Annotated in this window: 24 protein-coding genes; 8 read left to right on the forward strand and 16 right to left on the reverse strand. The window is 39.9% G+C overall.

Annotated features, from left to right (window positions below; translation table 11 throughout):
* Positions 1 to 37: 37 nt before the first annotated feature.
* Complete coding sequence (gene arfB, locus CWC11_RS10995; RefSeq protein ID WP_104643747.1) at positions 38 to 451, reverse strand: alternative ribosome rescue aminoacyl-tRNA hydrolase ArfB; 414 nt, start codon at positions 449 to 451, stop codon at positions 38 to 40.
* Between the two features lie 193 nt (positions 452 to 644).
* Here arfB and CWC11_RS11000 point away from each other — a divergent pair, with 193 nt between their 5' ends.
* On the forward strand, positions 645 to 1,217 hold the full coding sequence (locus tag CWC11_RS11000) for a short-chain dehydrogenase (protein ID WP_138682726.1): 573 nt from the start codon (positions 645 to 647) through the stop codon (positions 1,215 to 1,217).
* 64 nt (positions 1,218 to 1,281) lie between these two features.
* Here the strand turns inward: CWC11_RS11000 and CWC11_RS11005 are convergent, their stop codons facing one another.
* From CWC11_RS11005 to CWC11_RS11025, 5 genes are read right to left on the reverse strand one after another with little or no spacing between them, the layout of a single operon-like run.
* Positions 1,282 to 2,028, reverse strand: coding sequence for an SDR family oxidoreductase (locus CWC11_RS11005; RefSeq protein WP_171038420.1), 747 nt, complete (start codon positions 2,026 to 2,028; stop codon positions 1,282 to 1,284).
* 10 nt (positions 2,029 to 2,038) lie between these two features.
* Positions 2,039 to 2,743: a histidine phosphatase family protein gene (locus CWC11_RS11010; protein ID WP_138682728.1), complete on the reverse strand. Its 705-nt coding sequence runs from the start codon at positions 2,741 to 2,743 to the stop codon at positions 2,039 to 2,041.
* Positions 2,743 to 3,816 (reverse strand): phosphotransferase family protein, encoded by a 1,074-nt coding sequence (locus CWC11_RS11015; RefSeq protein WP_138682729.1) that lies wholly within the window; start codon positions 3,814 to 3,816, stop codon positions 2,743 to 2,745. Before CWC11_RS11015 ends, CWC11_RS11010 begins: the two co-directional genes overlap by 1 nt.
* 12 nt (positions 3,817 to 3,828) lie before the next feature.
* The gene (locus tag CWC11_RS11020; RefSeq protein ID WP_138682730.1) at positions 3,829 to 4,650 is read right to left on the reverse strand and encodes an SDR family oxidoreductase; all 822 of its coding nucleotides are present in this window, start codon (positions 4,648 to 4,650) and stop codon (positions 3,829 to 3,831) included.
* Between the two features lie 9 nt (positions 4,651 to 4,659).
* Complete coding sequence (locus CWC11_RS11025; RefSeq protein ID WP_138682731.1) at positions 4,660 to 5,880, reverse strand: acyl-CoA dehydrogenase family protein; 1,221 nt, start codon at positions 5,878 to 5,880, stop codon at positions 4,660 to 4,662.
* 115 nt (positions 5,881 to 5,995) lie between these two features.
* Between CWC11_RS11025 and CWC11_RS11030 the strand changes: the two genes are divergently transcribed.
* Positions 5,996 to 6,904, forward strand: coding sequence for a LysR family transcriptional regulator (locus tag CWC11_RS11030; RefSeq protein ID WP_138682732.1), 909 nt, complete (start codon positions 5,996 to 5,998; stop codon positions 6,902 to 6,904).
* 799 nt (positions 6,905 to 7,703) lie between these two features.
* Here CWC11_RS11030 and katG read toward each other — a convergent pair.
* The gene (gene katG / locus CWC11_RS11035; RefSeq protein WP_138682733.1) at positions 7,704 to 9,884 is read right to left on the reverse strand and encodes a catalase/peroxidase HPI; all 2,181 of its coding nucleotides are present in this window, start codon (positions 9,882 to 9,884) and stop codon (positions 7,704 to 7,706) included.
* A gap of 702 nt (positions 9,885 to 10,586) precedes the next feature.
* Here katG and CWC11_RS11040 point away from each other — a divergent pair.
* A complete protein-coding gene (locus CWC11_RS11040) occupies positions 10,587 to 11,477 on the forward strand; it encodes a tetratricopeptide repeat protein (protein ID WP_138682734.1) in 891 nt (296 codons plus the stop codon).
* A 469-nt stretch (positions 11,478 to 11,946) separates the two neighbouring features.
* Here CWC11_RS11040 and CWC11_RS11045 read toward each other — a convergent pair whose 3' ends face one another.
* The 5 genes from CWC11_RS11045 to CWC11_RS11065 form a co-directional block, all read right to left on the reverse strand.
* Positions 11,947 to 12,267, reverse strand: coding sequence for a hypothetical protein (locus tag CWC11_RS11045; RefSeq protein WP_138682735.1), 321 nt, complete (start codon positions 12,265 to 12,267; stop codon positions 11,947 to 11,949).
* A 9-nt stretch (positions 12,268 to 12,276) separates the two neighbouring features.
* Positions 12,277 to 13,026: a nuclear transport factor 2 family protein gene (locus tag CWC11_RS11050; protein WP_138682736.1), complete on the reverse strand. Its 750-nt coding sequence runs from the start codon at positions 13,024 to 13,026 to the stop codon at positions 12,277 to 12,279.
* 207 nt (positions 13,027 to 13,233) lie between these two features.
* Positions 13,234 to 13,977 (reverse strand): ferredoxin--NADP reductase, encoded by a 744-nt coding sequence (locus tag CWC11_RS11055; protein WP_138682737.1) that lies wholly within the window; start codon positions 13,975 to 13,977, stop codon positions 13,234 to 13,236.
* A gap of 338 nt (positions 13,978 to 14,315) precedes the next feature.
* On the reverse strand, positions 14,316 to 15,017 hold the full coding sequence (deoD, locus tag CWC11_RS11060) for a purine-nucleoside phosphorylase (protein ID WP_055018945.1): 702 nt from the start codon (positions 15,015 to 15,017) through the stop codon (positions 14,316 to 14,318).
* Complete coding sequence (locus CWC11_RS11065) at positions 15,017 to 16,249, reverse strand: phosphopentomutase (protein ID WP_138682738.1); 1,233 nt, start codon at positions 16,247 to 16,249, stop codon at positions 15,017 to 15,019. The genes deoD and CWC11_RS11065 overlap by 1 nt, the downstream gene beginning before the upstream one ends.
* A gap of 192 nt (positions 16,250 to 16,441) precedes the next feature.
* On the opposite strand from CWC11_RS11065, the gene udk reads away from it, so the two are divergent.
* The 3 genes from udk to CWC11_RS11080 all read left to right on the forward strand — a co-directional run bounded on the left by udk (position 16,442) and on the right by CWC11_RS11080 (position 19,403).
* Positions 16,442 to 17,074: a uridine kinase gene (gene udk, locus CWC11_RS11070; protein ID WP_058550446.1), complete on the forward strand. Its 633-nt coding sequence runs from the start codon at positions 16,442 to 16,444 to the stop codon at positions 17,072 to 17,074.
* Between the two features lie 17 nt (positions 17,075 to 17,091).
* Complete coding sequence (locus CWC11_RS11075; protein WP_104644163.1) at positions 17,092 to 18,318, forward strand: NupC/NupG family nucleoside CNT transporter; 1,227 nt, start codon at positions 17,092 to 17,094, stop codon at positions 18,316 to 18,318.
* A 374-nt stretch (positions 18,319 to 18,692) separates the two neighbouring features.
* The gene (locus tag CWC11_RS11080) at positions 18,693 to 19,403 is read left to right on the forward strand and encodes a substrate-binding periplasmic protein (protein ID WP_138682739.1); all 711 of its coding nucleotides are present in this window, start codon (positions 18,693 to 18,695) and stop codon (positions 19,401 to 19,403) included.
* Positions 19,404 to 19,405: 2 nt separating this feature from the next.
* On the opposite strand, the gene CWC11_RS11085 is transcribed toward CWC11_RS11080, so the two are convergent.
* From CWC11_RS11085 to CWC11_RS23605, 4 genes are all read right to left on the reverse strand, one after another.
* Positions 19,406 to 20,188, reverse strand: coding sequence for a substrate-binding periplasmic protein (locus CWC11_RS11085; RefSeq protein WP_349304429.1), 783 nt, complete (start codon positions 20,186 to 20,188; stop codon positions 19,406 to 19,408).
* 82 nt (positions 20,189 to 20,270) lie between these two features.
* Positions 20,271 to 20,480, reverse strand: coding sequence for a cold-shock protein (locus CWC11_RS11090; RefSeq protein ID WP_002959120.1), 210 nt, complete (start codon positions 20,478 to 20,480; stop codon positions 20,271 to 20,273).
* 293 nt (positions 20,481 to 20,773) lie between these two features.
* A complete protein-coding gene (locus tag CWC11_RS11095) occupies positions 20,774 to 21,895 on the reverse strand; it encodes a sensor domain-containing diguanylate cyclase (protein ID WP_502704796.1) in 1,122 nt (373 codons plus the stop codon).
* Between the two features lie 40 nt (positions 21,896 to 21,935).
* On the reverse strand, positions 21,936 to 22,343 hold the full coding sequence (locus CWC11_RS23605) for a hypothetical protein (RefSeq protein WP_502704797.1): 408 nt from the start codon (positions 22,341 to 22,343) through the stop codon (positions 21,936 to 21,938).
* Positions 22,344 to 22,593: 250 nt separating this feature from the next.
* On the opposite strand from CWC11_RS23605, the gene CWC11_RS11100 reads away from it, so the two are divergent.
* Positions 22,594 to 24,405: a glycoside hydrolase family 3 protein gene (locus CWC11_RS11100; RefSeq protein ID WP_138682741.1), complete on the forward strand. Its 1,812-nt coding sequence runs from the start codon at positions 22,594 to 22,596 to the stop codon at positions 24,403 to 24,405.
* 1 nt (position 24,406) lies between these two features.
* Complete coding sequence (locus tag CWC11_RS11105; protein WP_138682742.1) at positions 24,407 to 25,141, forward strand: 5-oxoprolinase subunit PxpA; 735 nt, start codon at positions 24,407 to 24,409, stop codon at positions 25,139 to 25,141.
* Positions 25,142 to 25,223: the final 82 nt, after the last annotated feature.

Genomic DNA, 25,223 nt, shown 5'->3' on the forward strand with positions numbered 1-25,223 from the left:
AAAACGGCGCTAAATTTAGCGCCGTTTTTTTGTGCGGTTAAAACTTAATATTACCGCGTAGGGCTTTAGTTTGCCCGTGTTTGGTTTTTTTATCCATGCGTTTGCGCTGCGAGTTGCGGCTTGGCTTAGTTGCTCGGCGGGCTTTATTTACTTTTGTAGCACTAAGAATTAGATCTTTTAAGCGGCTTAGTGCGTCTTCGCGGTTTAGTTCTTGTGTGCGGTGGCTTTGCGCTTTTATTATTAAAACGCCTTCTTTAGTAATGCGCGAGTCGTTTAGCTTTAGTAGTCGCTCTTTGTAAAAGTCGGGTAACTTTGAGCGGTTTATATCAAAGCGTAAATGAATAGCACTGGCTACTTTGTTAACGTTTTGGCCACCGGCACCTTGCGAACGAATAGCGGTTAGCTCTAGTTCCCATTCATCTATAGTGACAGTATTTGAAATAGTTAACATTACGTTCAGCTCTTATCGACAAAAATGCATTATAACATTTGTAACTATATTTGTGCTGAATCAGCTTAAGTTATAGGACTTTAAAGTATTTATACTACTTTATAGCCTAAATACACCTAATACTTTAGTTATGTATTGGCAAGCGCTTACATTTAGTTTTAAATAGCGTTAATTAAACAACAGGAAATGCCCAATGAAAAAAATACTTTTATCACTTAGCTTGTTAGCAATGAGTTTTTCAAGCCTTGCAGAAGACATTAGCGAAGGCCAATTACAAAGCTATATGAAAGCTCTTCCAGCGGTTTCTAGCTGGGCAAGCAGCCAAGAGTCGTTAAAAAACCTAGATTTAGCAAGCATGCTGGGCGGCTCAGCCGAGCAAAGTGTTGATGAGCAAAGCTCGATGGCTAACACTGCACTTAGCATGATCAAAGAGCAAGACCTATACAAAAGCTTTGCAAGCGTGACAAACCGTTATGGGTTTTCTCCTGAAGAGTTAGTATCTGTAGGTTCTGAAGTATCTATGGCTTACATCGAAAACTTAAAGTCGGGCCTTTCTGCTGAAAACCAAGAAACAGCAACTAAAGTAATGGGCGGCCTACAAAGCCTTAAAAGCGCAAAAAGTAGTGATGCTAGCTCGTTAATGGGCTCTTTTGGTAAAGCGTCAAGCGCTGCTGAAGAGTCTACTGATTCGCTAGTAAGCGAAAGTAACTTAGAGCTTGTGAGCGAATACATGCCACAACTTCAAAAGCTTTTTGCACTACTATAATTAAGTAAATTTTTACTAAAAAGGTGGCATTTGCCACCTTTTTTAATGCCTAAATTTAAAAACCTTACGACATTTTACGAATTGTACTGAGTGGTGCTATGCGTAAAATCCAGTGTAAAAACGCCCACGGCCAGGTTGGCACAAAGCTGTTGGCTTTTTCTTTATTTATTGCTTTTACCAGTGCTTTGCAGCCGGTTTCGGTATCAACAATAAATGGGACGGTTTTTACTTTTTCGTTTATTTCGCTTCTTATAAAACCTGGGTGTACACAGCTTACTTTTATAGGTGTGTGCATTACATCTATGCGTATGCCTTCGCTTAATGAGGTAATAGCCGCTTTTGTAGCAGCGTAAACGGTCATGGCGCGCCTAAAACCACGCACTGCACTAATAGACGAAATAGTCACTAAGTGGCCATGGTTTTGCGCTCTAAAAATTTCCATCGCGGCCTCAGCCTGGGCAAGGGCGGCTACAAAGTTGGTTTGTGCGGTTTTTTTATTAGCATTAAAATAACCCGTACCAACAGAGGCACCTTTGCCCATACCTGCATTTATAATTACTCTATCAAGACCGTTAAGCTCTTCTTTAAAGGCGTTAAATACGCTAAACACTTGGTCGTGATCGTTAACATCAAGCACTTTTATGCTAATGGTTATATTTGGGTTTACCTGCTCAAGCTCGCTTTTTAATTGCTCTAGCAGCTCAAAGCGCCGAGCACATAAAGCAAGGTTACAGCCTTGTTTTGCAAACTCTTTTGCCATGCCTTTGCCTAAGCCTGAACTTGCACCTGTTATTAGTATATTTTTGCGCATAATTAAATCCTTAGGTGTATGTAATTAATTTTTGTTGTGGGTGGCACTCTAAAAAGTGATGCTCGTTTAAACTGCTAATGCCTAATTTACGGCTTGCCCCTTTGCCGCGCGCCACTACTTTGGTTACACCTGCGTTTACTAAGCTCCAATTAATATCAATAAAGTGCTCGAGTTTTAGGCCCATTAAATGGCTGGTAATAATGCTAATAGGCCCACCAGAGGTGTAAATAAGTACTTTTTTACCATGGTTTTCATTGGCTATTTGCTCAAGTGCGCCCAGTACACGCGCAGTAAATGCATTAAAGCTTTCGTTGTACCGTGTGCTGCTTGGGTTGAGCACCCACTGCTCAATGGCACTAATAAATACCGTTTTAAAATATTCCATTGGGTCGGCTTGCTTACTAAGTGCAGCACGTACTTGGCTTGGGGTGGCAAGCTCTGGGTTATAAACCGCTAAAATATGTTCGTGATCGTACTCGTTTAAACGCGGATCGTTTATTACCACTGGCGCATTATTAATACTTGCTAAACTTAGCTCTGCGGTTTGATTATGGCGTAGCATACTCCCTGCAAATACCACATCGGGCGATAGCTGCTTTTGTGCTAAATACTCACCAAGTAATGTGGCTTGTTGCTGCCCTTTTTGTGAGAGCATATCGTAGTTATCAGCCGAAAAACTGGCCTGCCCGTGGCGCACAAAATATAAAATACACATTAGGCTTTTCCTTGATTTTTAATGGCTTTATTACAGCGCCATAAAAGGTAATGTACAAACACCCAAAAGTTTTTAAAGGCCGGGTTTTTAGTTTGCCCATGGTGATAACGGTAATAAATTTGCTGCACTATGCCTGCAAGCCTAAATAGCCCGTACACTTCGTAAAAGGTAAAATCGTCTACCGTTATATCCATTTTTTTACAGTAGTAGGCCACTACTTCTTTGCGCGTTAGCATGCCCTCTAAATGAGTAGGTTGGCGGCGCGTGGCTTGAGCTAAAAAGTCATCGCCGGGTTCTACCCAGTAAGCGAGTGTATTGCCTAAATCCATAAGAGGGTCGCCAAGGGTGGCAAGCTCCCAGTCTAAAATACCCAGTACTTTGGTGTAGTCGGTTGCATCAAGCACAACGTTATCAAACCTAAAGTCGTTATGCGTTATACAAATGCGCTCGTGGCTTGGCATGTTGTTTTCAAGCCATTTAATGACCTTTTTACCGCTTGGTACATTCCATGTTTTAGCTTTAGTAAAGCGCTCGCTCCAGCCGATAATTTGGCGCTGCGTGTACCCTTCGCCTTTACCTAAATGGCTTAAATTGGCCTGTTTGTAATCTACTTTGTGCAGCTCTACTAGGCAGTCGAGTACGTTTTCACACAGCTGTTTGGTGCGCTCGGGCGTGGGTGTTAATCCGCGCGGTAAGTTTTTACGCGGAATAATACCCGTGAGTTTTTCCATAACGTAAAAGTCGGTGCCAAGTATGCTTTCATCATCGCAAAACGCCTGCATAGTAGGTACGTAACTGTAAACCGGTTTTAGCGCCTGCTGTAATTTAAACTCTCGGCCCATATCGTGTGCTCCTTTAGCTTTGGTGCCTTTTGGGGCACGGCGCAAAATAAGCGATTGCTCTGGATACTCGAGGCAGTAGGTCCAGTTTGATGCGCCTCCTGCGTATTGTGTAACGTTTGGCTCGCCAGTTAACTGTGTAATGTGTTGTTTAAGCCAGGCATCTACTTTTTGGGTGTCGAGCTCTTCGCCTTCGCGAACGTTTTTGGCTTGATCTAATAATTGTGTGTTCATTGTTTGCCTTTATTATTTTGATTTTAAACGTTGCATAGAGCGTGTTTTTTTCAGCATGTTTTTAATGTACCACTCAACGGGAAGTAGTTTTTTCATTAAAAAGGTCTGTTTACCTAATTTATGGGTCAAAATTAAAAATGGGCGTTTAAGTGACTGCTTATAAATAATATCTGCAACTTGCTCGGCGTTAATGGGGGAGCGTTCAAATGCGCGGTTTAGCATTGTTTGCATAGCCGGCTCGCTGGTGCGCATGGATTCATCAAGGTTGGTTTTAAAAAAGCTTGGGCACACTACGCTTACATCTATATTGTCGTAGGCAAGCTCGAGTTTTAGGGTTTCGCTAAAGCCAATTACGGCCGCTTTTACTGCGTTATAACTGCTCATAAACGGAATGGGTGTAAGCCCCGCTTGCGACGCTATATTAATAAAGTAGCCACTGCCTTGTTGCTTAAATAGCGGGTAAAACGTTTGGCACACCCGCACCATAGACAGCAAATTAATATCCATAATCCACTGCCATTGCTCAAGCGACTCTCCCTCAAGTGAGCCGCCCGTAGCAACGCCTGCATTATTTATAACAATATCTACGCCTTGCCACTTAATTTTTATAATATCGCAAAGCCCTTCTACATCAGCTTGTTTGGTTATATCGCAGGCGTAAAAAAAGGCATCTGCTTTTAATGCTTGTAGCTCGCTAATGGTGATGGCTGCACGCTCGGCGTTTATATCGGCAATACAAATTTGTAAGTTTGCGCCCAAATTACTCGCGTAACTAAGCGCTAATGCTTTGCCAAGCCCTGTGGCTCCACCTGTTATTATTAGTTTTGTTTTCATGATGTTGCCTTAGCGGTATTTGTTAAGTTCGAGGCGCGAAACCATGCCCATGTGTACTTCGTCTGGGCCATCAGCAAGGCGTAAAATACGGCCCATTGCATTAAACGATGCAATAGGAAAGTCGCTCGACACCCCTGCGCCGCCAAATACTTGTATGGCCATATCAGACACCATTTGCAGCATATTTGGCACTACAACTTTTATGCTCGATATTTCGGTCATGGCGTGTTTAACGCCTTGAGTATCTATTTTCCATGCGGCGTGCAGTGTTAATAAACGGGCTTGATCTATTGCCATACGCGCCTGTGCAACGCGTTCTAAATTGCCTCCTAATTTAAGTAACGGTTTACCAAAGGCGCTGCGCGAAAGCCCGCGTTTAACCATTAGCTCTAAACAACGTTCTGCTGCGCCAATAGCACGCATACAATGATGAATTCGCCCAGGCCCTAAACGCCCTTGTGCAATAGCAAAGCCTTTGCCTAATCCTAAAATAAGGTTTTGTTTTGGTACGCGCACGTTATTAAATTCCATTTCGCCATGGCCGTAGGGGGCATCAAAATCGCCACAGGCACTTAGCATGCGTTTAATATTTACGCCGGATGTGTTTAATGGCACTAACACCATTGAATGCTGGCTGTGTTTATCGTTTTCGGGGTTAGAAAGCCCCATAAAAATGGCTACCTTCGCATTGGGGTGGCCAAGGCCTGTGGTCCACCATTTTTTTCCATTTAAAATGAGATCGTCGCCATCAACATCTATAGTTGCTTGCATGTTTGTGGCATCTGATGAGGCTACATCGGGCTCGGTCATGGCAAATACAGAGCGAATTTCGCCATTTAATAAAGGCGTTAGCCACTGCTGTTTTTGCTCGTCGTTTGCAAAGTGATACAGCACTTCCATATTGCCGGTGTCGGGGGCGTTGCAGTTAAATATTTCTGAGGCAAATAAACATTTACCCATTTGCTCAGCAATAGGTGCGTACTCTAAGCAGGTTAAGCCTTGTGCTAGCGCTGCATCAGGTAAAAATAAGTTCCACAGGCCAGCGGCTTTTGCTTTCGCTTTTAATGGCTCAATGTGCTCACTTAGCTGCCAAGTGGTCCAATCGTTTGAACTATTTTTTGCGTGATTATGCGCAACTACCACTTGCTCAATAGGCAATACGTGTTCATCCATAAAGGCGGTAACACGCTTTAGGTAGTCTTGGCTTTTTTGGCTTGGCTCAAAGTTCATTAGGGTTGCCTGTTTATTTTTTAGTTAACCCAGCATAAAACATTCGCCCCAATGAATTAAATGAAATATATTACCAATTAAGTGTGAATTGCATTCATAGTGTGAGCGGGTAATAATGATTGAAGCTAAAAATATTCAGCAGTTAGACTTAAATTTACTTAAAATTTTTGAATGCCTCTACCGAGAAAAAAACATGAGCGAAACCGCAAAGGTGCTGTACATAACGCCCTCAGCAGTAAGCCATGCTATAAAACGTCTGCGAAGTGTATTAAACGATCCGTTATTTGAGCGCCAAGGGCAACTCATGCTGCCCACTCCGGCGTGTCAGCGCATGGCACCAGCGCTAATTGATTTGCTCGAAAAGTTACGCCAAGTACTGCAAGCCTGTGGCGATTTTGATTTAGCCACCACCGCACAAACATTTAAAATTGCCCTGCACGATGCCATTGAGCCCATAGTGCTGCCAAAATTGCAGTTAATAATTGCAAAACACGCCCCTAACGCAAGCCTTGCAAGTGTTAAGCTAAACCGCGACGATATGCACAAGCAATTGGCTAATCATCAAATTGATATGGCCATAGATGTGGCGCGGCCAATAAAAGCGCCTATTAACCATGCCGTACTCTCAAGCGATCACTTTTGTGTATTACTGAAAAAAAATCACCCGCTTAAAAATAAGTTAAATATAGAAAATTACTTAAGCGCTAAACATGTAGCGGTTTCAAACAGAGCCACCGGCACCGTAATTGAAGATATAGCTTTATTGCAACTGAGCTTTAACCGCGAGGTAGCCATGCGCTGCCAAACGTATTTTGCGGCAAAAGAGATAATAAAAAACTCACCATTTTTGCTCACCCTACCCTCAATGGTTGCAAGCCAATTGCTAGACGACACGCTAATAGCACGGCCCGTGCCCACCACTATGCCTGCTATTTATCAGCATTTATATTGGCACCAAAATACCGATAAAGACGATGCCCTAATGTGGCTGCGCAGCCAAGTAGAAAATATATTTAAGCGTTAGCCGAAGGGTTTATTTGTAGTTCAGTAATCAGAAGCTGCGCTTCTCGCGCGAGCAAGCTCTACGCCTACGTGGCAAACTTAACGCTATAGTTTAATTTAGCCTGTAGACGCGCTGCTTGCAGGCGTTTAAAAACGCAGTTTTTATGATGGGTGATTGAGTAATTAGAAGCTGCGCTTCTCGCGCGAGCAAGCTTTGCGCCTACGTGGCAAACTTAACGCTGTGGTTTAATTTGGCCTGTAGACGCGCTGCTTGCAGGCGTTTAAAAACGCAGTTTTTATGGTGGGTGATTGAGTAATTAGAAGCTGCGCTTCTCGCGCGAGCTAGCTCTACGCCTACGTGGCAAACTTAATGCTCTGGTTTAATTTAGCCTGTAGACGCGCTGCTTGCAGGAATTTAAAAACGCAGTTTTTATGATGGGTGATTGAGTAATTAGAAGCTGCGCTTCTCGCGCGAGCAAGCTCTGCGCCTACGTGGCAAACTTAATGCTGTGGTTTAATTTAGCCTGTAGACGCGCTGCTTGCAGGCGTTTAAAAACGCAGTTTTTACGATGGGTGATTGAGTAATTAGAAGCTGCGCTTCGCGCGCGAGCAAGCTCTGCGCCTACGTGGCAAACTTAACGCTATGGTTTAATTTAGCCTGTAGACCCGCTGCTTGCAGGCGTTTAAAAACGCAGGTTTTATGGTGGGTGATTGAGTAATTAGAAGCTGCACTTACCTCAATAATTTATAACCGATATTAAATGTATAAAAAAAGGGGGAGTAATTAATACTCCCCCTCTCATTTTTAACAACAGTGTAGATTATTTAAGATCGAATCTATCTGCGTTCATTACTTTTACCCAAGCATTTACAAAGTCATGTACAAAACGCTCTTTATTATCGTCTTGCGCATAAAACTCACTTAGGGCACGTAAAATAGAGTTTGAACCAAACACTAAATCTACGCGCGTGGCAGTCCATTTAATGGTGCCTGTTTTGCGTTCAACAATATTATAAATACCTGGCTCTAATGGCTTCCAGTTATTGGCCATGTCGGTTAGGTTTACAAAAAAGTCGGTAGATAGCGTGCCTACATTATCGGTAAATACACCATGTTTAGTGCCTGCGTAGTTTGTGCCTAGTACACGCATGCCTCCCATAAGTGCAGTCATTTCTGGTGCTGTTAAGCCCATTAATTGGCTGCGCTCTAACAATAGCTCTTCTGAGGATACGCTAAAGTCATTTTTAAGGTAGTTTCTAAATCCATCATGAACAGGCTCAAGCGGATCAAACGATTCTGCATCAGTCATTTCGTCTGTTGCGTCCCCTCGCCCTGGTGCAAATGGTACTGTTACATTAACACCGGCTTGTTTTGCAGCTTGCTCTACAGCCGCTGTGCCACCTAATACGATTAAATCAGCCATGCTTACTGGCTTAGATAAACCCGCTTGTACTTTTTCAAGGGCACTAAGTACACTTGCTAAACGCGCAGGTTCGTTACCTTGCCAATCTTTTTGTGGTGCTAAACGAATACGTGCGCCATTTGCGCCACCGCGGCGATCAGAACCACGATACGTACGTGCACTATCCCACGCGGTATTTATTAAATCACTCGCGCTTACACCGCAATCAAGTAGCTGTGCTTTTAAGCTAGTGATTTCATCGTCTGATAATGTGTAATCAACTGCTGGAATAGGATCTTGCCAAATTAGGTCTTCGCTTGGTACGTCTTTACCTAAGTAACATGCTTTAGGTCCTAAATCACGGTGAGTAAGCTTAAACCATGCACGTGCAAACACATCAGAGAAGTATTCAAAGTCGTTGTTAAAACGCTCAATAATTTTACGGTACGTTGGGTCCACTTTCATGGCCATATCGGCATCGGTCATCATTGGGTTTAAACGAATTGATGGATCTTCTACGTCTACTGGTTTGTCTTCTTCTTTAATATTTACAGGCTCCCACTGATGGGCGCCAGCTGGGCTTATTGTTAATTCCCATTCGTAATTTAATAGTAAGTAACAGTAACCGTTATCCCATGTTGTTGGGTGTGTGGTCCATGCACCTTCAAGGCCTGAAGTTACAGTATGACGACCAAAGCCGCCTTCTTTGGTGCTGTTCCAACCTAAACCTTGCTCGTGTACGTCTGCTGCTTCTGGCTCTGGGCCTAAGTGCTCCGCTTTACCATTACCGTGAGTTTTACCTACTGTATGGCCGCCCACTGTTAGCGCTGCGGTCTCTTCGTCATCCATCGCCATGCGAGCAAATGTTTCACGTACGTGATCTGCCGTTTTTTGTGGATCGGGTATACCATTAACACCTTCAGGGTTAACGTAAATTAAGCCCATTTGTACTGCGGCTAATGGGTTTTCCATGGTGTCTGGTTTTTCTACATTGTCGTAGCGTTCATCACTTGGTGCTAACCATTCTTTTTCTGCACCCCAGTAAATATCTTTTTCTGGATGCCAAATGTCTTCACGGCCGCCCGCAAAACCATAAATTTTAAGACCCATTGATTCGTATGCCATATTACCAGCAAGAATAAATAAATCAGCCCATGAAAGTTTGTTACCGTATTTTTTCTTAAGTGGCCATAAAAGTCTGCGTGCTTTATCTAAGCTTGCGTTATCTGGCCATGAATTTAAAGGCGAGAAACGTTGGTTACCAGTACTTGCGCCACCACGACCATCAGATAAACGGTACGTACCCGCTGAGTGCCATGCCATACGAATCATTAAACCACCGTAATGGCCCCAATCGGCAGGCCACCAATCTTGGCTGTCGGTCATAAAGGTTTTTAAGTCAGCTTTTACTTCGTCTAAATCTAGAGATTTAAATTCTTCTGCGTAGTTAAAATTAATGCCGTATGGATTTGATTTAGTATCGTGTTGATGAAGAATGTCTAAGTTGAGTGTGTTTGGCCACCAATCGGTGTTTACTTTAGAAACAACTGAATTACTACCGTGCATAACAGGGCATTTACCCGCTGTTGGCTTGCTCATTGTGAAATCCTTATTTATTTAAATTACTTATTTAAAATCGATATTTAACGGTTAGTGCGCTTTTTATAATCTGTATTAGTAATATAGGCATCCCCCCCGTTATTAGCTACCTATAAACATTTAATTAAATCGATTGATACTATTGATAATTCAGATGTTCGTACGAATTTATCTCGGTTTGCGTAAAGCCATTTAGGAATAAACTTAAAATAGTGCACTATTTTACAAAGTGCTAAATTTTCTAAAGGCAGTTTATTTGTGAATAGGGTAACAATCAGCGCTTAAAACGTAGTTTGCGGCGCATGTAAAACTTGTAAATTAATTTTAAACACTCACTGATCTAATTTATAACGGCTGGCGTAATGGTAATTGAAGGGTTTGAAAGTGGCCTTGGTTTATCAAAGCGCACATGGGAATACCCCCCTTCACCATGAAATTGTAGTTATAACGACAAAGGTGTATTACTAAGCCCAATGCACCTTTCTTTATTTTTAACTAATTGAATTAAATTAAGTAATTGTTCAGATAAATTCAGTTAGTATGAAGTTGTTCTCCTGTGAACCCTTACGACATATTGTTGTTTTAAGCAGTTTTTGCCAGCTCTCCTTGAGCTGGCTTTTTTTTTGCCCGTTTTAATTGGGTAACATTGTGTGCGCGTGTTAAAGTATTTGTAAGATTTAATTAATTTAACTAGGCGTACCAATGCGTTATTACCTCTATTTTGTTTGTGTGTGTTTTACACTCTTTACTTCCTCGGCTTATACTGCAGAGCAAAGGCCTCAGGCACCTACAGCACAAGAAGAACAACAAGCCCTTGATCAGCTTAAAGAGTCTATGTACAAACCACTAATGGAGCGTTACATTCTTGACGAATTAAAAGCTGTTCGACAAGATCAGCAAAAGCTTCGAGAAGATGTAACTAAACAAGTAACGCATGCCCAATTAGATACCGCCGACCGCGCTTTAACCTACACCACCGACACCATTAATAATGTATTTTTTATAATTACCGCTACCGCTTCTATTTTAGTATTAGTAGGCTGGAACTCTTTGCGCGATGTTAAAAATAAAGTAGAAGATATAGTAAATACGCGTGTAAGTGTTATTACAGACGAGTACGAAGATCGCTTAAAAATTCTTGAAGAAAAACTACGCGTTCGCTCAGAAGAGATACTCAGTAACCAAGAGCGTATATCGGTAACTAACGAAGTTCATTCATTATGGATGCGTGCCAATTTAGAAAGCGACTTTGCGAACAAAATTGAAATTTTTGACGAAATACTTAATCGCAAACCTGAAGATGTTGAAGCCATTGCTTATAAAGCCGATGCCCTGCTTGAAATAAACGAAACAGCGCAGGCTATTGAGCTTTGTAACCAAGCTATTGATATAGATAGTGACTATGGTTATGCATATTGGCAACGAGCCTGTGCTTATGCACTTACGCACAAACATGCCGATGCGTTAGCCGATATTAAAATGGCTTTAGAGTATTCACCTAATTTACGTAACGAACTATTACATGAAAGCGCATTTGCAAGCCTACATGACAACGATAGCTTTAATACAATAGTGGCTGGTGAAGTTGTTTAAGTATTAGACTTTAGCCTGTCTGAGCAGGCCAAAATGTAATAAAAAAGGGCTTAGGCCCTTTTTTGTTTTTAAAGCAAAGCGTTTTATTTTTACCAATTCGCTTAATTAAGTGATTTATTTTGAAGATTGAAAAACGAGTTGGCAGCTAGGCAAAAAGTTCGCTATTTAGTTGCTCTCAGCAATTGATCCTTCATTGCTCCTGCATTGCTCTACCTTTGCATCCATGCAGTCGTAAATGAGAATTTTTTAACGCAGATAGCGATACGTTTAGCCCCGCAAAATAATTAAGTATTATTGCGGATTGGTATTATCTTTGTAGGCAAACTATTTTAACAGTCAAAATAGTATTGGTTTAATTGGCAAATTAACTTTAAATAAAATGATATTTCTGGGTAAGGATTTTATGGGGGTTATAGCTGCAAGTTAAAGCTCAATAAAACAAACTGTAATAGCTTTAAGCGATTTAAGATTATCGCTTAAAGTATAAATCGATGGCTTTAGTAAGGAGTTCGTCGAGCTGCCCTTCAAATTCTTCTATATCTATATCAAAGTGCTTAAAATATGCACGTGCCTGCATAAGCGATAGATTGCGGCTATTTACGCTGTATTGACGCTCATCAATTGTTTTATCGTAGCGTGGTAAAAATACAAACTGAGCATAAAATGGCGACTTAATATGTTTGTTAGCATAACGACAAAAATCTTCAATATGCTCAGCACCCTGAGGCCCTAAACAACCCGGTTCAATGCGATACATTAAGCGAATTTTTTTATCGTCATTTATTTGCATACTTACCCTTTATCTAAAAAATAGTACACGTACTATTTTTCCATCTTTTATTTGGTAGCTCGAAATAAGCTCTGAGCGTTTATCAACCACGTTTTCGTCGGTTGAGCAGGTTTCTGATAGCTCATGATCTATTACAATATCGCCATGCACAATGCGTTTAATTGGCGATGAGTGTATACACTTTAGCTTTTTAAACATTAGCCCGTAGCGTGCTATTAGTTTTTCTTTTCCTTTAAATAGTAGCTCATTAGGGAAAATATAAAACTCTACATCTTCGTCATATACACGCAAAAATTCTTCAATATTTCGTGCGTTATACGCTTTTACTAATTGTTCAACTACGGCTAAGGATTCGCGAGACTGCTTAGCTTTAGTTTGCTGTTTAACAGTAAGTGCTTCTTTAGCTTGAGTTACGGCTTTTTCAGCTTCTGCTACGGCTACCGCTTTTTCTACTTTATTTTTAGGTTTTTCGGCTGGTTTACTTTGCTCGTTACCTAAAACTTTTGAATCATCTGGTTTAGTGTTATCAATAACTGGCTTTTTAATCTCTGGCGCTTTGTACTCAAGCGTATTTACTTTATCGTCAGTTGTTGCTTGTGTAGTGGCTTTTTCCTCTTCGGTGCTTTGCTTTTGTGCACTCACCAGTGCTTTCTCACTCGACTGGGCTTCTTTTTGCTCAGGCTCGGTTTGATCTGCTGCATAAGTAATAAGCGCTACGGTAGTAATTAAAGAGGCCAAAATAATAGATAACGGTTTCATAACTTTCCTAAAATGAACACTAAACACGTGTAATACCAATTGCATTAAATAAGTGATCTATTATAGCGTCAAGAAAATAGCACAATTTTTAACGCAGTTAGTGAGTTATTTGATGCGATAGAATGCTCATATTTTTGATAAAATTGGTATAAGGTTGCAACATAGCAAATTTTAACGTTATCGGGTAGTTAATACCACTAATGTAGCTTACCAATACTGCTCTACGGTGATGTTACCGGGGTTTTTGCGGCGATTACGGGTAAAGTTTTTATCAAGTAGTAAACTTGTGGTGTCTTTTACCATTTGCGGATTACCACAAATCATAAACTGTGCGTTGTTTGGAGTAGGCTCTAAGTTAGCGTGCTCAAACAAACTATTGTTTTCAATTGCACTAGTAATACGGCCACTTAAGCCTTGTAAAGGCTCTTCTCGGCTTACTACCGGAATATAATTAAGCTGCTCTGGGTGCACTCTTAAAAGTTCGTTAATAAGAGCCTGGTAGCTTAAATCGTTATTAAAACGTACGCCATGGACTATATTAATGCTTTTGTATTTTTGCCATACATCAGGTTGCTGCAATATTGATAAAAATGGCCCTATTGCAGTGCCCGTACCAAGCATCCAAAGCTGATCGCTTTGCGGGATTTCGTCAAGCGTAAAAAAGCCTGTAGCACGCTGCTCTATAAGTACAGTTTCGCCGGGTTGTAATTTAGCTAAGTAAGGTGAAAGTAATCCATCTATAACGTTAATTAAATAAAATTCTAAATCAGGGTTTTCGGGGGCATTTACATATGAGTAAGCACGAGCAATTCGCTTATCGCCATCCATTATTGAAAGCTTAGTAAACTGCCCTGCCTTAAATGGCTCTACGTCTGCATTAAGCGTTAAGCTAAAAAGTGTTTCACTCCACCATGTAACGTTTTTTACTGTTGCTTCTACCCAATTAGACATACGCCCCCCGCAGAATATTTAAATAACCGACTTCAATATAAACATTAGCATTAAGTCACAAAGACTTACAGCACAATATAGAACGATGATGAGGCATTATTTGATAGCGAGTAAATTAAAATAGTGCTTAAAAGTTGTGCCCATAAAAAGCTTTATTGGTATTAGCAAAGTTTTTAAGGCATAAAAAAAGCCGCATAAAATGCGGCTTTGGAGGTTTAGTCTCACTTCACTTTGGGCGTGTCTCCAAAACTTAGTGAATACGTTACCAAGGAACTGTTATATTTAACCTGAACTCTGGATAATAAATCTCTTAACCAAAGTTCAAATTATTTAGCTAATTAGATAGACTCTAATGCAATTTTAACCATTTCATTAAACGTGCTTTGACGTTCATCGGCTGGTGTTGCTTCGCCAGTAATCACGTGGTCACTTACGGTAAATAGTGCCATTGCGTTTGCGCCGTATTCAGCCGCAACGCCGTATAAACCGGCTGTTTCCATATCTACAGCAAGTACACCTAACTTATCTAAATCTTTATAAAAGGTGTCGTCTGCTTGATAGAAAGTGTCGGTTGTAAATACGTTACCTACTTTTGCTTTAATACCTAACTCTTTCGCAGCATTTACGCCGTTTAAAAGTAGATCAAAGTTTGCAATAGCAGAAAAATCGTAACCACGTACACGTGCACGATTTACATTTGAATCTGTACTTGCACCTTGTGCAAAGATTACGTCGCGGATTTTAATGTCGGTACCAATACCGCCACATGTACCAATACGTATAATGTTTTTAACGCCAAAGCTTACAATTAGTTCGCGTGCATAAATAGACATTGATGGAATGCCCATGCCAGAACCCATAATGCTTACTGGTTTACCTTTATAAGTGCCAGTAAAACCGTACATGTTACGAACACCTGTAACTTGTACTGCATCATCTAAAAAGTTTTCAGCAATATATTGCGCACGTAGCGGATCGCCAGGCATTAATACTGTTTCGGCGAAGTCACCAACGTTTGCACTGATATGCGGAGTACTCATTAATTGTTTTCCTTTTTATTTGGTGTAGTTAGCTTATCTAAAAAGCTGTCACCGTATTCAAGCTCAGAAAGGTTAAACCACTGTGCTAGGGTTTGGCCTATATCTGCAAAGCTGTTGCGTTCACCTAATGGTGTGTTATTCATACCTGGCTTGTAAGCTATTACAGGTACGTACTCACGAGTGTGCTCTGAACCCGGAAAGGTTGGGTCACATCCGTGATCGGCAGTGATCATTAGTACATCATCTGCATTTAACTGTTTAAGTATAGTTGGTAAATAGTCATCAAATTCTTTTAATGCTTTTGCGTAACCTACTGGATTACGGCGATGACCAAATTTTTCGTCAAAATCTACAAGGTTAGTAAAAATTAAGCTGCGATCTGGCGCGCTTGAAATAACTTCACTGGTTTTTTCAAGCAAGTTCATAAGCCCTGGTGCTTTATGCTTTTGGGTTATGCCCTGATGCGCGTAAATATCTGAAATTTTACCAATACTAATTACTTCGCCACCGTCTTTTGCTAATACATCTAACAAGGTAGGTGCTGGCGGAAGTACTGAATAGTCACGACGATTACCTGTGCGGGCAAAGTCTTGACTATTTGAACCCAAAAATGGCCGCGCAATCACTCGTCCTATATTCATTTCATCAAGTAGCGCCCGTGCGATTTCGCAAACTTGATAAAGCTTCTCTAGGCCGAATGACTCTTCATGCGCGGCTATTTGAAACACGCTATCAGCTGAGGTGTAACAGATTGGTTTACCTGTTTTTACGTGCTCTTCACCTAGCTGCTCTAATATGGTGGTTCCTGATGCATGGCAATTGCCTAAAATGCCAGGTATACCTGTACGAGCAATAAACTCGTCTATAAATTCTTGTGGGAAGCTCGGCTGTGTTTTAGGAAAGTAACCCCAATCAAATAACACTGGTACACCCGCCATTTCCCAATGACCCGATGGTGTATCTTTACCGCTCGAAAGTTCTTTAGCATAACCCCAAGCACCTTGTGGTGTTTGACGATCTGATACTAAACACGTTTCCCCACCGGCAGCTTCACATGCATCTACTAAACCTAATTTAGATAAATTAGGTAGCGATAGTGCACTGCCCGTTTCGTCATAATATGCTTTAAGTAAGTGAGCGAATGTATTGGCACCAAGATCACCAAATTTGTCTGCATCTGGTGCTGCACCGATTCCTAGGCTATCTGCCATTAAGATAATTGCTCTTGTCATTTTGACCTCACTTTGCTTCTAGGTGGTTACTTTATCTGCTGATCGAATTTTTCGTACAGGACAAAAGTCCTGTTTCATAAAACCTAAACATTATAAATTTGCGTTCTTAAGCGAAGCAAAAGAGATTAATCGTGTCTTTTTTGCTATTGTGATCTACCAACAATATATCCTTCTGTGTGGGTGAGAACTTTAGTGACACGAACTACTATTATAGCCATTGCTGGCGCGTCAGCGTCGGGCAAATCTCTATTTAGCCAAACTATATACAACGAACTGGTTAACGAGCTTGAACCTGGTGCTATCGCCATTATCGAAGAAGATGCTTATTACAAGGATCAGTCGCATTTGCCTATGGCTCATCGTACTCAAACTAACTACGATCATCCTGATGCATTTGAACATGAACTAATGCTTGAGCATTTAACACAACTTCGTAGTGGAAACTCTGTAGAAGTACCAACTTATGATTATGCACAACATACCCGTAGCGATAAAACGCGACGTGTACCTGCTGCAAAAATCTTAATAGTAGAAGGTATTTTATTACTGAGCGATAAAGCGCTTAATAAAGAATTTGATATTAAGGTGTTTATAGACACACCTTTAGATATTTGCTTAATGCGCCGTATGCAACGCGATATGGAACAAAGAGGCAGAACATTACAATCTGTTGTTGAGCAATATCAAGCAACTGTTAGACCGATGTTTTATCAATTTATTGAGCCTTCTAAGCATAACGCTGATTTAGTTGTGACTCGAGGCGGTATGAACCGTGTTGCGATTGATATTATTAAAAGTAAAATCAAATATTTACTACAAGAATAATAACGGGAAACATGGGTATGACAACATTTATGAGCTTAGTGGGCATGGTTGTGCTGCTAAGTATTGCTTTTGCGGCTTCAACAAACCGTAAAGCAATTAGTTTAAGAACCGTTGGTATAGCGTTTGCTATGCAAGTCGTTATTGGCGGTTTTGTTCTGTTTTTTGAAGCAGGAAAAAATGTATTAACTAGCATGTCGGCAGCCGTTTCATCGGTTATTGGCTATGCAAACGACGGTATTGGGTTTTTATTTGGTCCGCTAGCGTCACAAGATACGCTTGGTTTTATATTCGCTATTCAAGTATTGCCGGTTATTGTGTTTTTCTCAGCGCTTGTAGCTGTTTTATATCACCTTGGCATTATGGATTGGATAATTAGAATTTTAGGCGGTGGTTTACAAAAATTATTGAAAACCTCGCGTACAGAATCGCTCTCAGCAACGGCCAATATTTTTGTAGGCCAAACTGAAGCACCGCTAATAGTTAAGCCATTTATAGCAACAATGACTAAGTCTGAATTGTTTGCAGTAATGGTGGGTGGCTTAGCCACTGTAGCAGGCTCAGTAATGGCCGGTTATGTAATTATTGGTGTAGACCTTAAGTATCTTATTGCGGCAAGCTTTATGGCCGCACCAGGTGGTTTTTTAATGGCAAAAATGATTGTGCCAGAAACAGAAACTCCTAAAGATAACTTAGCAGATTTAGATTTAAATGATGACGATAAACCAGTTAATGTAATTGATGCAGCTGCATCAGGCGCCGCTAATGGCATGCATTTAGCACTTAACGTTGGTGCAATGCTACTTGCATTCGTAGCGTTAATTGCTTTATTAAACGGTTTATTAGGCGGTGTTGGCGGATGGTTTGATTACCCAACATTGACGCTACAAGAAATATTAGGTTATTTATTTGCTCCTGTTGCATGGTTACTCGGTGTACCGTGGGATGAAGCAATTATAGCCGGCAGCTTTATTGGTCAAAAGATAGTAGTAAACGAGTTTGTTGCTTACTTAGACTTTATAAATTATCGCGATACGTTAAGCGCTCATACGCAAGCAATTGTTACTTTTGCATTGTGTGGATTTGCTAACTTATCATCGATAGCCATTTTACTAGGTGGGTTAGGCGGTATGGCGCCTAGCAGGCGGAAGGATATCGCACGCTTAGGGCTCAGAGCAGTGTTAGCAGGATCTATGGCTAACCTTATGAGCGCAGCAATTGCTGGGTTTTTCCTCTCGCTAGCTTAGAAACTTATTGAGATGAACTCAGGTGTTGCAAAACAAGAAGATAGTCCTTTAAGGGGTTAAAGCACTATCTGACTTGAACGATACTTCACCAAGGGCCGCAAGGCCCTTTTATCGTTTTAAGGCTTTAATAAAGTTATAAGTCGTTTAAGTAAACTCTACTCTCCCACTCAAATCACTGTAAACTTTTCAGCATCACTTTACATTTTTCTGCTCTAATAGCGATAATATAAAACCTGCCTAGAACACTCGAAATTGTTGTTTACTCTCGTTTATTTTTGCTCTCAAAGCCTATTTTTAGTTATTTATTTTTGGTGTTTTTAGCATTTTAAGCCACACTTATTTCACAAATATAAACTTTATAATGACTCGTAATTGTGAAATACACTCTTTATTTTTTATGCTTAGTATGTTCTTTTTTTGCTAATGCCAAAGACAGCTATTTAGTAGTAACTGAACTTGCACCACCAAACCAAGTACTAGTGGATGGGCAAGTAATGGGGCCCTCAACAGAGCTTATTAGAGATATATTTAAAAATGCTAAGCTTTCCCCTGACATACGCATGTATCCGTGGGCAAGAGCTTACAAGGTGGCTCGTGAGCTTAAAAACACTTTTATTTACAGCCTTGCACGCACCCCCGAACGAGAAGATCAATTTTACTGGATTGCCCCTATTGGGCATTTTCAGCTTGGATTTATTTCACTTACAGAACGCGATGACATAAGTATTAAAAGCACACAGCAAGCCAAAAAATATAAAATAGCGATGCAAAGAAATGACTTTTCTACACAAACACTTCTTAAGCTAGGCTTTGATGTGGTTCTGACGACTGACATTCAAAAATCTTACAGCCTGTTATTGGCAAAAAAAGTCGATTTAATTATCGATGATCCTTTATATATGAGGCAGATGAGCGACTATTTAAAACTAGACCCAGAGTATTTAAACTTTGTATATAAAGTAGATGAGCTCAATGTTGATGCGTATTTAGCGGCAAATAAAAAAACAGATATAAACTTAGTTAATGCCCTTCAAAAGTCTTTTTTAGAAATAAAACAGGGTAAAGGATTAGCTGAAAATCACTAAATTTAGAGCTTATAGCGGCTTTTATAGGCCGCAAAATTATCTTTTATTTTGAGTTTTACATATTCTTTGTTAAATCGTTCTACAATGTATTTGGGTACAGATTTATTAAAAGCAATGTAGTTACCTGCTATTTCAGGTATCGGTAGTTCTTGCAATTTAACTATATCGTCTTCGCTATACCCAAATGGAGATAGCTGGTAGCCAATGGTGTACTCTGAGCCTAAAATTAAATCTATTTTACTATTTAAAAACAAGTGCATATATTGCTTTTCATCACCTATAGACAAAAGGTTTTTACCTGATTCAAACCCTACTTTTTTAACTATCGATTCGTAAATATCCCCTCGTACGATAGCAAGTGAAAACTGCTTAGCCTCATTTAAGCTATTCATTTTTAACTGAGTATTCTTTTTAAGCTTATAAAAAAATGTTTGACTAGATGCCAAGGGCCCAACCCAGTTAAATATAGGAGCTCTTTCAGCCGTTTTGGCAATAGAGATAATACCTGAATGGTTTTCTTTTTGGACTAGGCTGTAAGCTCGTTTCCAAGGGAGTATTTTAAATTCACAGATAATGTCTGACGCAATGCATACATCTTTTACAATATCGAGATTTATGCCAACAAGCTGACCCGCTTTGTTTTCAAAATTGTATGGTGAAAAGTGCTCAGTGTAGATCGTGAGCTTGAAACCTTCAGCCTGTACATAATGGCTGATAAATATAAAAACGAGTGTAAGGAAGGACTTAATGATAACGATACCTACTGATGAACTTACATTAATAATAGGTGCAGCTTAAGTTGAGTCAAATTTTAGACACAAAAAAAGCGCCTTAAGCGCTTTTTTTCATTTTACTTAAAAAGTAAAATTATACAGCTGTGATGTTATCAGCTTGAGGACCTTTTTGACCTTGTGAAAGAGTGAACTCTACACGTTGGCCTTCAGCTAAAGTTTTGAAACCTTCGCTTTTGATTGCTGAGAAATGTGCGAAAACGTCTGGGCCATTTTCTTGCTCGATGAAACCAAAACCTTTAGACTCGTTGAACCACTTAACTGTACCTGATACGATGTTAGACATTGTAATATCCTGATATAAAATAAAAAATATGCTCATGTGAGCGGGTGTAGCAAAAAATGAGATGGTACTTAAAAACTTCAGGACGGTACTACAAGTATTACTTATACAACAACGAAATGGAGATTTATAAATTACATGCTTTCTTTCTAGCTGCGGCCCACTATATAGAGTTCGAATATTTTGTCAAGCATTTAAAGCTAATTAAATAACTACAAGTAGCTAATAATATTAATCTCAATTACTAATATATAAAAACAAGTAAGTATCTGTAATTACATTAAAAGTGGTAACAGCTACAGTAAATCAGCCACCACACTTTGATTACGACCGTGCTCTTTTGCATGATAAAGCGCTTTATCGGCACACTTATATACTTGGTCAATATCGTTACTATGATCTGGCCAAATTGCTATACCTATCGAAATAGTAATGTAGCCAATAGTATCTATTTTTGATGATTCAACAGTGGTACGTAATCGCTCTGCAATTTTAAAAGCGCTTTGGCTGTCTTCGTTAGGCAGTACAAGCACAAATTCTTCGCCGCCAATACGTGCAACAATATCGTCTTTCCTTGATAATTTTTTAATGATGTTTGTTAAATACACAAGTGCTTCATCACCTTTATCATGGCCAAAGGTATCGTTAACTCGTTTGAAAAAATCGATATCAATTTCTAAAATAGCAAAGGGTGTTTGTTTAAATATAAGCTGATTTAGCAAGCCATTTAGGCTTCTTCTGTTGTGTGTTTCTGTAAGAGGATCTGTTTGCGCATCGTGGCGAAGCTGCCCTATTTGCATTTGCAGTATATTAACCCCTTTTAACATTGCTAGTTTCAATCTATGGCTTTCAAAATACCAGGATTTAACTGCTTTTAATTTTTCTAAACTTTGCGGATCGTCAAGGGTATCTGCATTGTCGGCTAAACGTTTTAGTGGCCTTGCAATGAAATGCGCAAATAAACCAATAAATATAAACGTAATCAACGCCATAGGAATTGTTCGTTTAACCACTTCAATCGTTAATAAATCCAGTGAAGAAAGTGTCGTTTTTAAAGGTCTTTGCGCTACGATTCCCCAGCCAGACAACGCAACAGGTGCATAACCGGCTAGCATAGCTTTATTTTGGCTATTAATTACTTGCGACGTACCTTTTTTACCACTTAGCACAGAATTTATAACTGTATTATTCGTCACTAAAGAGCCAATTCTATTTGCTTCTGGGTGGTAAAGAATTCGCTTATTTGAACTCACAACATAAAGGTATGAACCACCTTCATAATAGTGTTGCTCTAGTAAGGCATTCAAAATGTTTTTTTCTTTTAGGTAAAGAGAGCCACCTATGTAGCCTAAATAATTTCCTTTTAAATCAAATAGTGGATGCGATATAAATACAATTAAATTACCAGCTGCCGACATATAAGGCTTGCTAATTAAAGGTCGCTTTTCCTTCAAGGCCTCAATTGTCCCCTGGAGAGTTAATTGGCTGACCAATAATTTTTGTAAGTTGCGGCGAAGTAACGGCAATTATTCCATTGATATTAACGACAACAGAATTAAAACTATTTGTTTGAAGATTTAACCGGGTTACTTCGCTGTTTAGTAGCTGTAGATCATCAGTTTGATGTTCAATAACGTTAGCCGAATAAGCGAGTTGCTGAAGAGCTGACTCTAAAAAATTATCGGTTGCTGAAGCTAGTTTTTGTGCATAGGCAAGGTTACTTCTAAGCGTTAATTTGGTCAGCTGCTCTTTTTGAACCTGATAAGTAGAGTAAAAACTCCCCACTAGTGTGCTCATTGCAGCAGAAAATGCGAGCAATAATATAAGAAACCTTAAATTTAAAGCAGGTAATAATTTTTTAATCAAAACGCTTCCACAACTCGTTATTAATAACACTTTAAAGTGTAAAAAAGCCGTCAATTATAACTCTTAGCTGAATATTAAGCCATTAATTATACTATCTATACTTTACTATAAATCGTGATCAATACGCGCTTTGCAGTTGCGCCTAAAAGTAGATAAGCTGCGTGTACTTATCTAATTTTATTTAGCTCTGGAGAATATTTTGCTAAATAAGTATGTTGTATCGTCTCTTGTTTTTTTATCTGGGTGCTTAATGCCATTACAATCTTCTTTTGCTAAATCAGCACTTTCTCTTGAACAGCAACTTGGCCAAAAGTTAATACTCGACTTTCGCTACTACTGTGAGCAAGGATCAAGCAAGCAATGCCGTACCCCAATGACCAGTTTGCCAAGCGAACTTGCTAACGTAGTAACAAAACACAATATTGGTGGTGTTATTTTATTTTCTGAAAATACACAATCAATCGAGCAAACAATTACGCTTAATACGCAGCTACAAACTGCTGCAAGCAAATCAAGCAGTAAGTTGCCGCTATTTATATCAATAGATCAGGAAGGCGGACGCGTAGCGCGTTTACCACGGGATGTAGCCACTTCCTTTACAGGTAATATGTCGATTGGCGCAACCTATAAAAAGCACGGTATTGAATACGCAACTCAAACGGCAACAGTGATAGCAAAAGAGCTTGCATCATTAGGGGTTAATGTTAATTACGCGCCTACTGTTGATGTAAATATGAATCCTGACAACCCTGTAATAAACGTTCGCTCCTTTGGTGAAAACCCTACACTGGTTGGCAAATTAGGTGCAGCTCAAGTTGCTGGTTTTGAAAGTAATGGTGTGATCACCTCTTTAAAGCACTTTCCTGGGCATGGTGATACAAGTGTCGATAGCCATACAGGGCTACCTCAAGTAAACCATTCAAAAGAGGTTATTTACGAGCAAGATCTAGCGCCGTTTAAACATATTATCGCCAAGCAAAACCCTGGCATGATAATGACAGCACATATTCAATACCCGCAACTCGATAGCAGCACTTTTGTAAGCGTTGATGGTAAAACCATGATTAAACCCGCCACTATGTCACGAACTATCATTACAGATATTTTGCGAGACGAACTTAACTATCAAGGAGTCGTGGTTACAGATGCGCTTGATATGGCGGGTATTAGCCACTTTTTTACGCCAACTCAAGCGGTTATAAATACCTTTGCGGCAGGTGTTGATATAGCACTTATGCCTATAGAAATAAGAACATCCGATGATCTAAACAAACTAGATGAGCTAATTAAAGAGCTGGTAGCCGCTGTAAAATCAAAACAACTCGATGAGCACGAAATAGCACAATCTGCGAAGCGTATTACCACTTTAAAAAGTAAATTTAAGCTAAGCACTAATTTTGATCCTATTACCGCATTAATAGATGCAAAGCAGATTATTGGCAGCAAAGCTCACCGTACAATAGAAGCAGAGCTTGCCGTAGAGGCAATTACGCAAGTTAAAAATAATAACAGTACTCTACCGCTTAACCTCAAAGCTGGAAGTAATATTCATATTATTATGCCCGACACACGCAAATGTATGGCAATGCAGCAAGCAATTGAAACTATCAGCGAGCAAGTATTTACCTATACTTGTAGTAGCTTACAAGGGTTCGACCCTGCACTCGCAAAAGCACAAATAGAAGCTGCTGATGTAGTTATTGCCGCAAATGCTACACCTAATCAAAGTGCAGTAGAAATTGGCGGAATGGACGATTTAAAAGATGACCCTAATTTTGCTCTTAGTACTGCACAGCAACCTCAAGCGCTTGAATCATTATTAAAAATGGCTAAGAAAAGTAATAAAAGCACCGTGTTTATTAGTTTAAGAGCGCCTTACGATATTGCTACGTATGGTGAATATGCTCAGGCAGTACTTGCGTCATACGCTTATAATATTGATATAGATGAGAACGAGAGGGTTTCTGGCCCCGCTTTTACAGCGTTAGCAAAAGTATTACTTGATGAAGAAAAAGCAAATGGCGTTTTACCTGTCACAATTAAACCGCAAAAGGCGCACTAACATGAAACTAAATTGCGATTTAGGCGAAAGTTTTGGCTCATGGAACATGGGCTTAGATGACGATGTAATGCCGCATATTAATATGGCTAACATTGCCTGCGGCTTTCATGCAGGTGACGCTGATGTAATAGCTAAAACTCTTAAACTTGCTAAGCAGCATAAGGTACAAATTGGTGCTCACCCTAGCTACCCTGATTTACAGGGTTTTGGGAGGCGCTCAATGAACCTTAGCGAAGTAGAACTTACTAATTGCCTGCATTATCAAATAGCGGCTCTTGAAGGGATGGCAAAAGTGCAAGGTTTAACGCTTAGCTACGTTAAACCTCATGGCGCACTTTATAACGACATGATGGCTGATGAGCAAATATTACAAACGGTTATAAATGCTATTGCCAACTACCCTAGCAAATTAAAATTAATGATTTTAGCTACTAAAAATGCTGATAAACATACTAAAATAGCTAAAAGTTTAGGCGTTGAGTTAATACTAGAGGCCTTTGCTGATAGGCAATACACCGATGACGGACATTTAGTATCACGAACGCTTGAAGGCAGCGTTCACAATAAAACAGCATTACTAGAGCAAGTAACTCAGCTTTTATCTGATGGTAGCGTAACAACTCGCTCGGATAAAAAACTAACGCTCAACGCACATAGCTTATGTGTACATGGCGACAACGCTGACGGCATTGCACTTATTAAAGATATTAAAGCACTGTGCGAATCAGCTGACTAAGTCTTTACATTACCTTTAATTGAAGCTGTAAACCCCCTTTACAGCTTAACTCATAGAGTTTTATAAGAGCTTCATCGCATCC

The sequence above is a fragment of the Pseudoalteromonas sp. S3178 genome, assembly GCF_005886985.1.
GTDB classification, from domain to species: Bacteria; Pseudomonadota; Gammaproteobacteria; order Enterobacterales; family Alteromonadaceae; genus Pseudoalteromonas; species Pseudoalteromonas carrageenovora.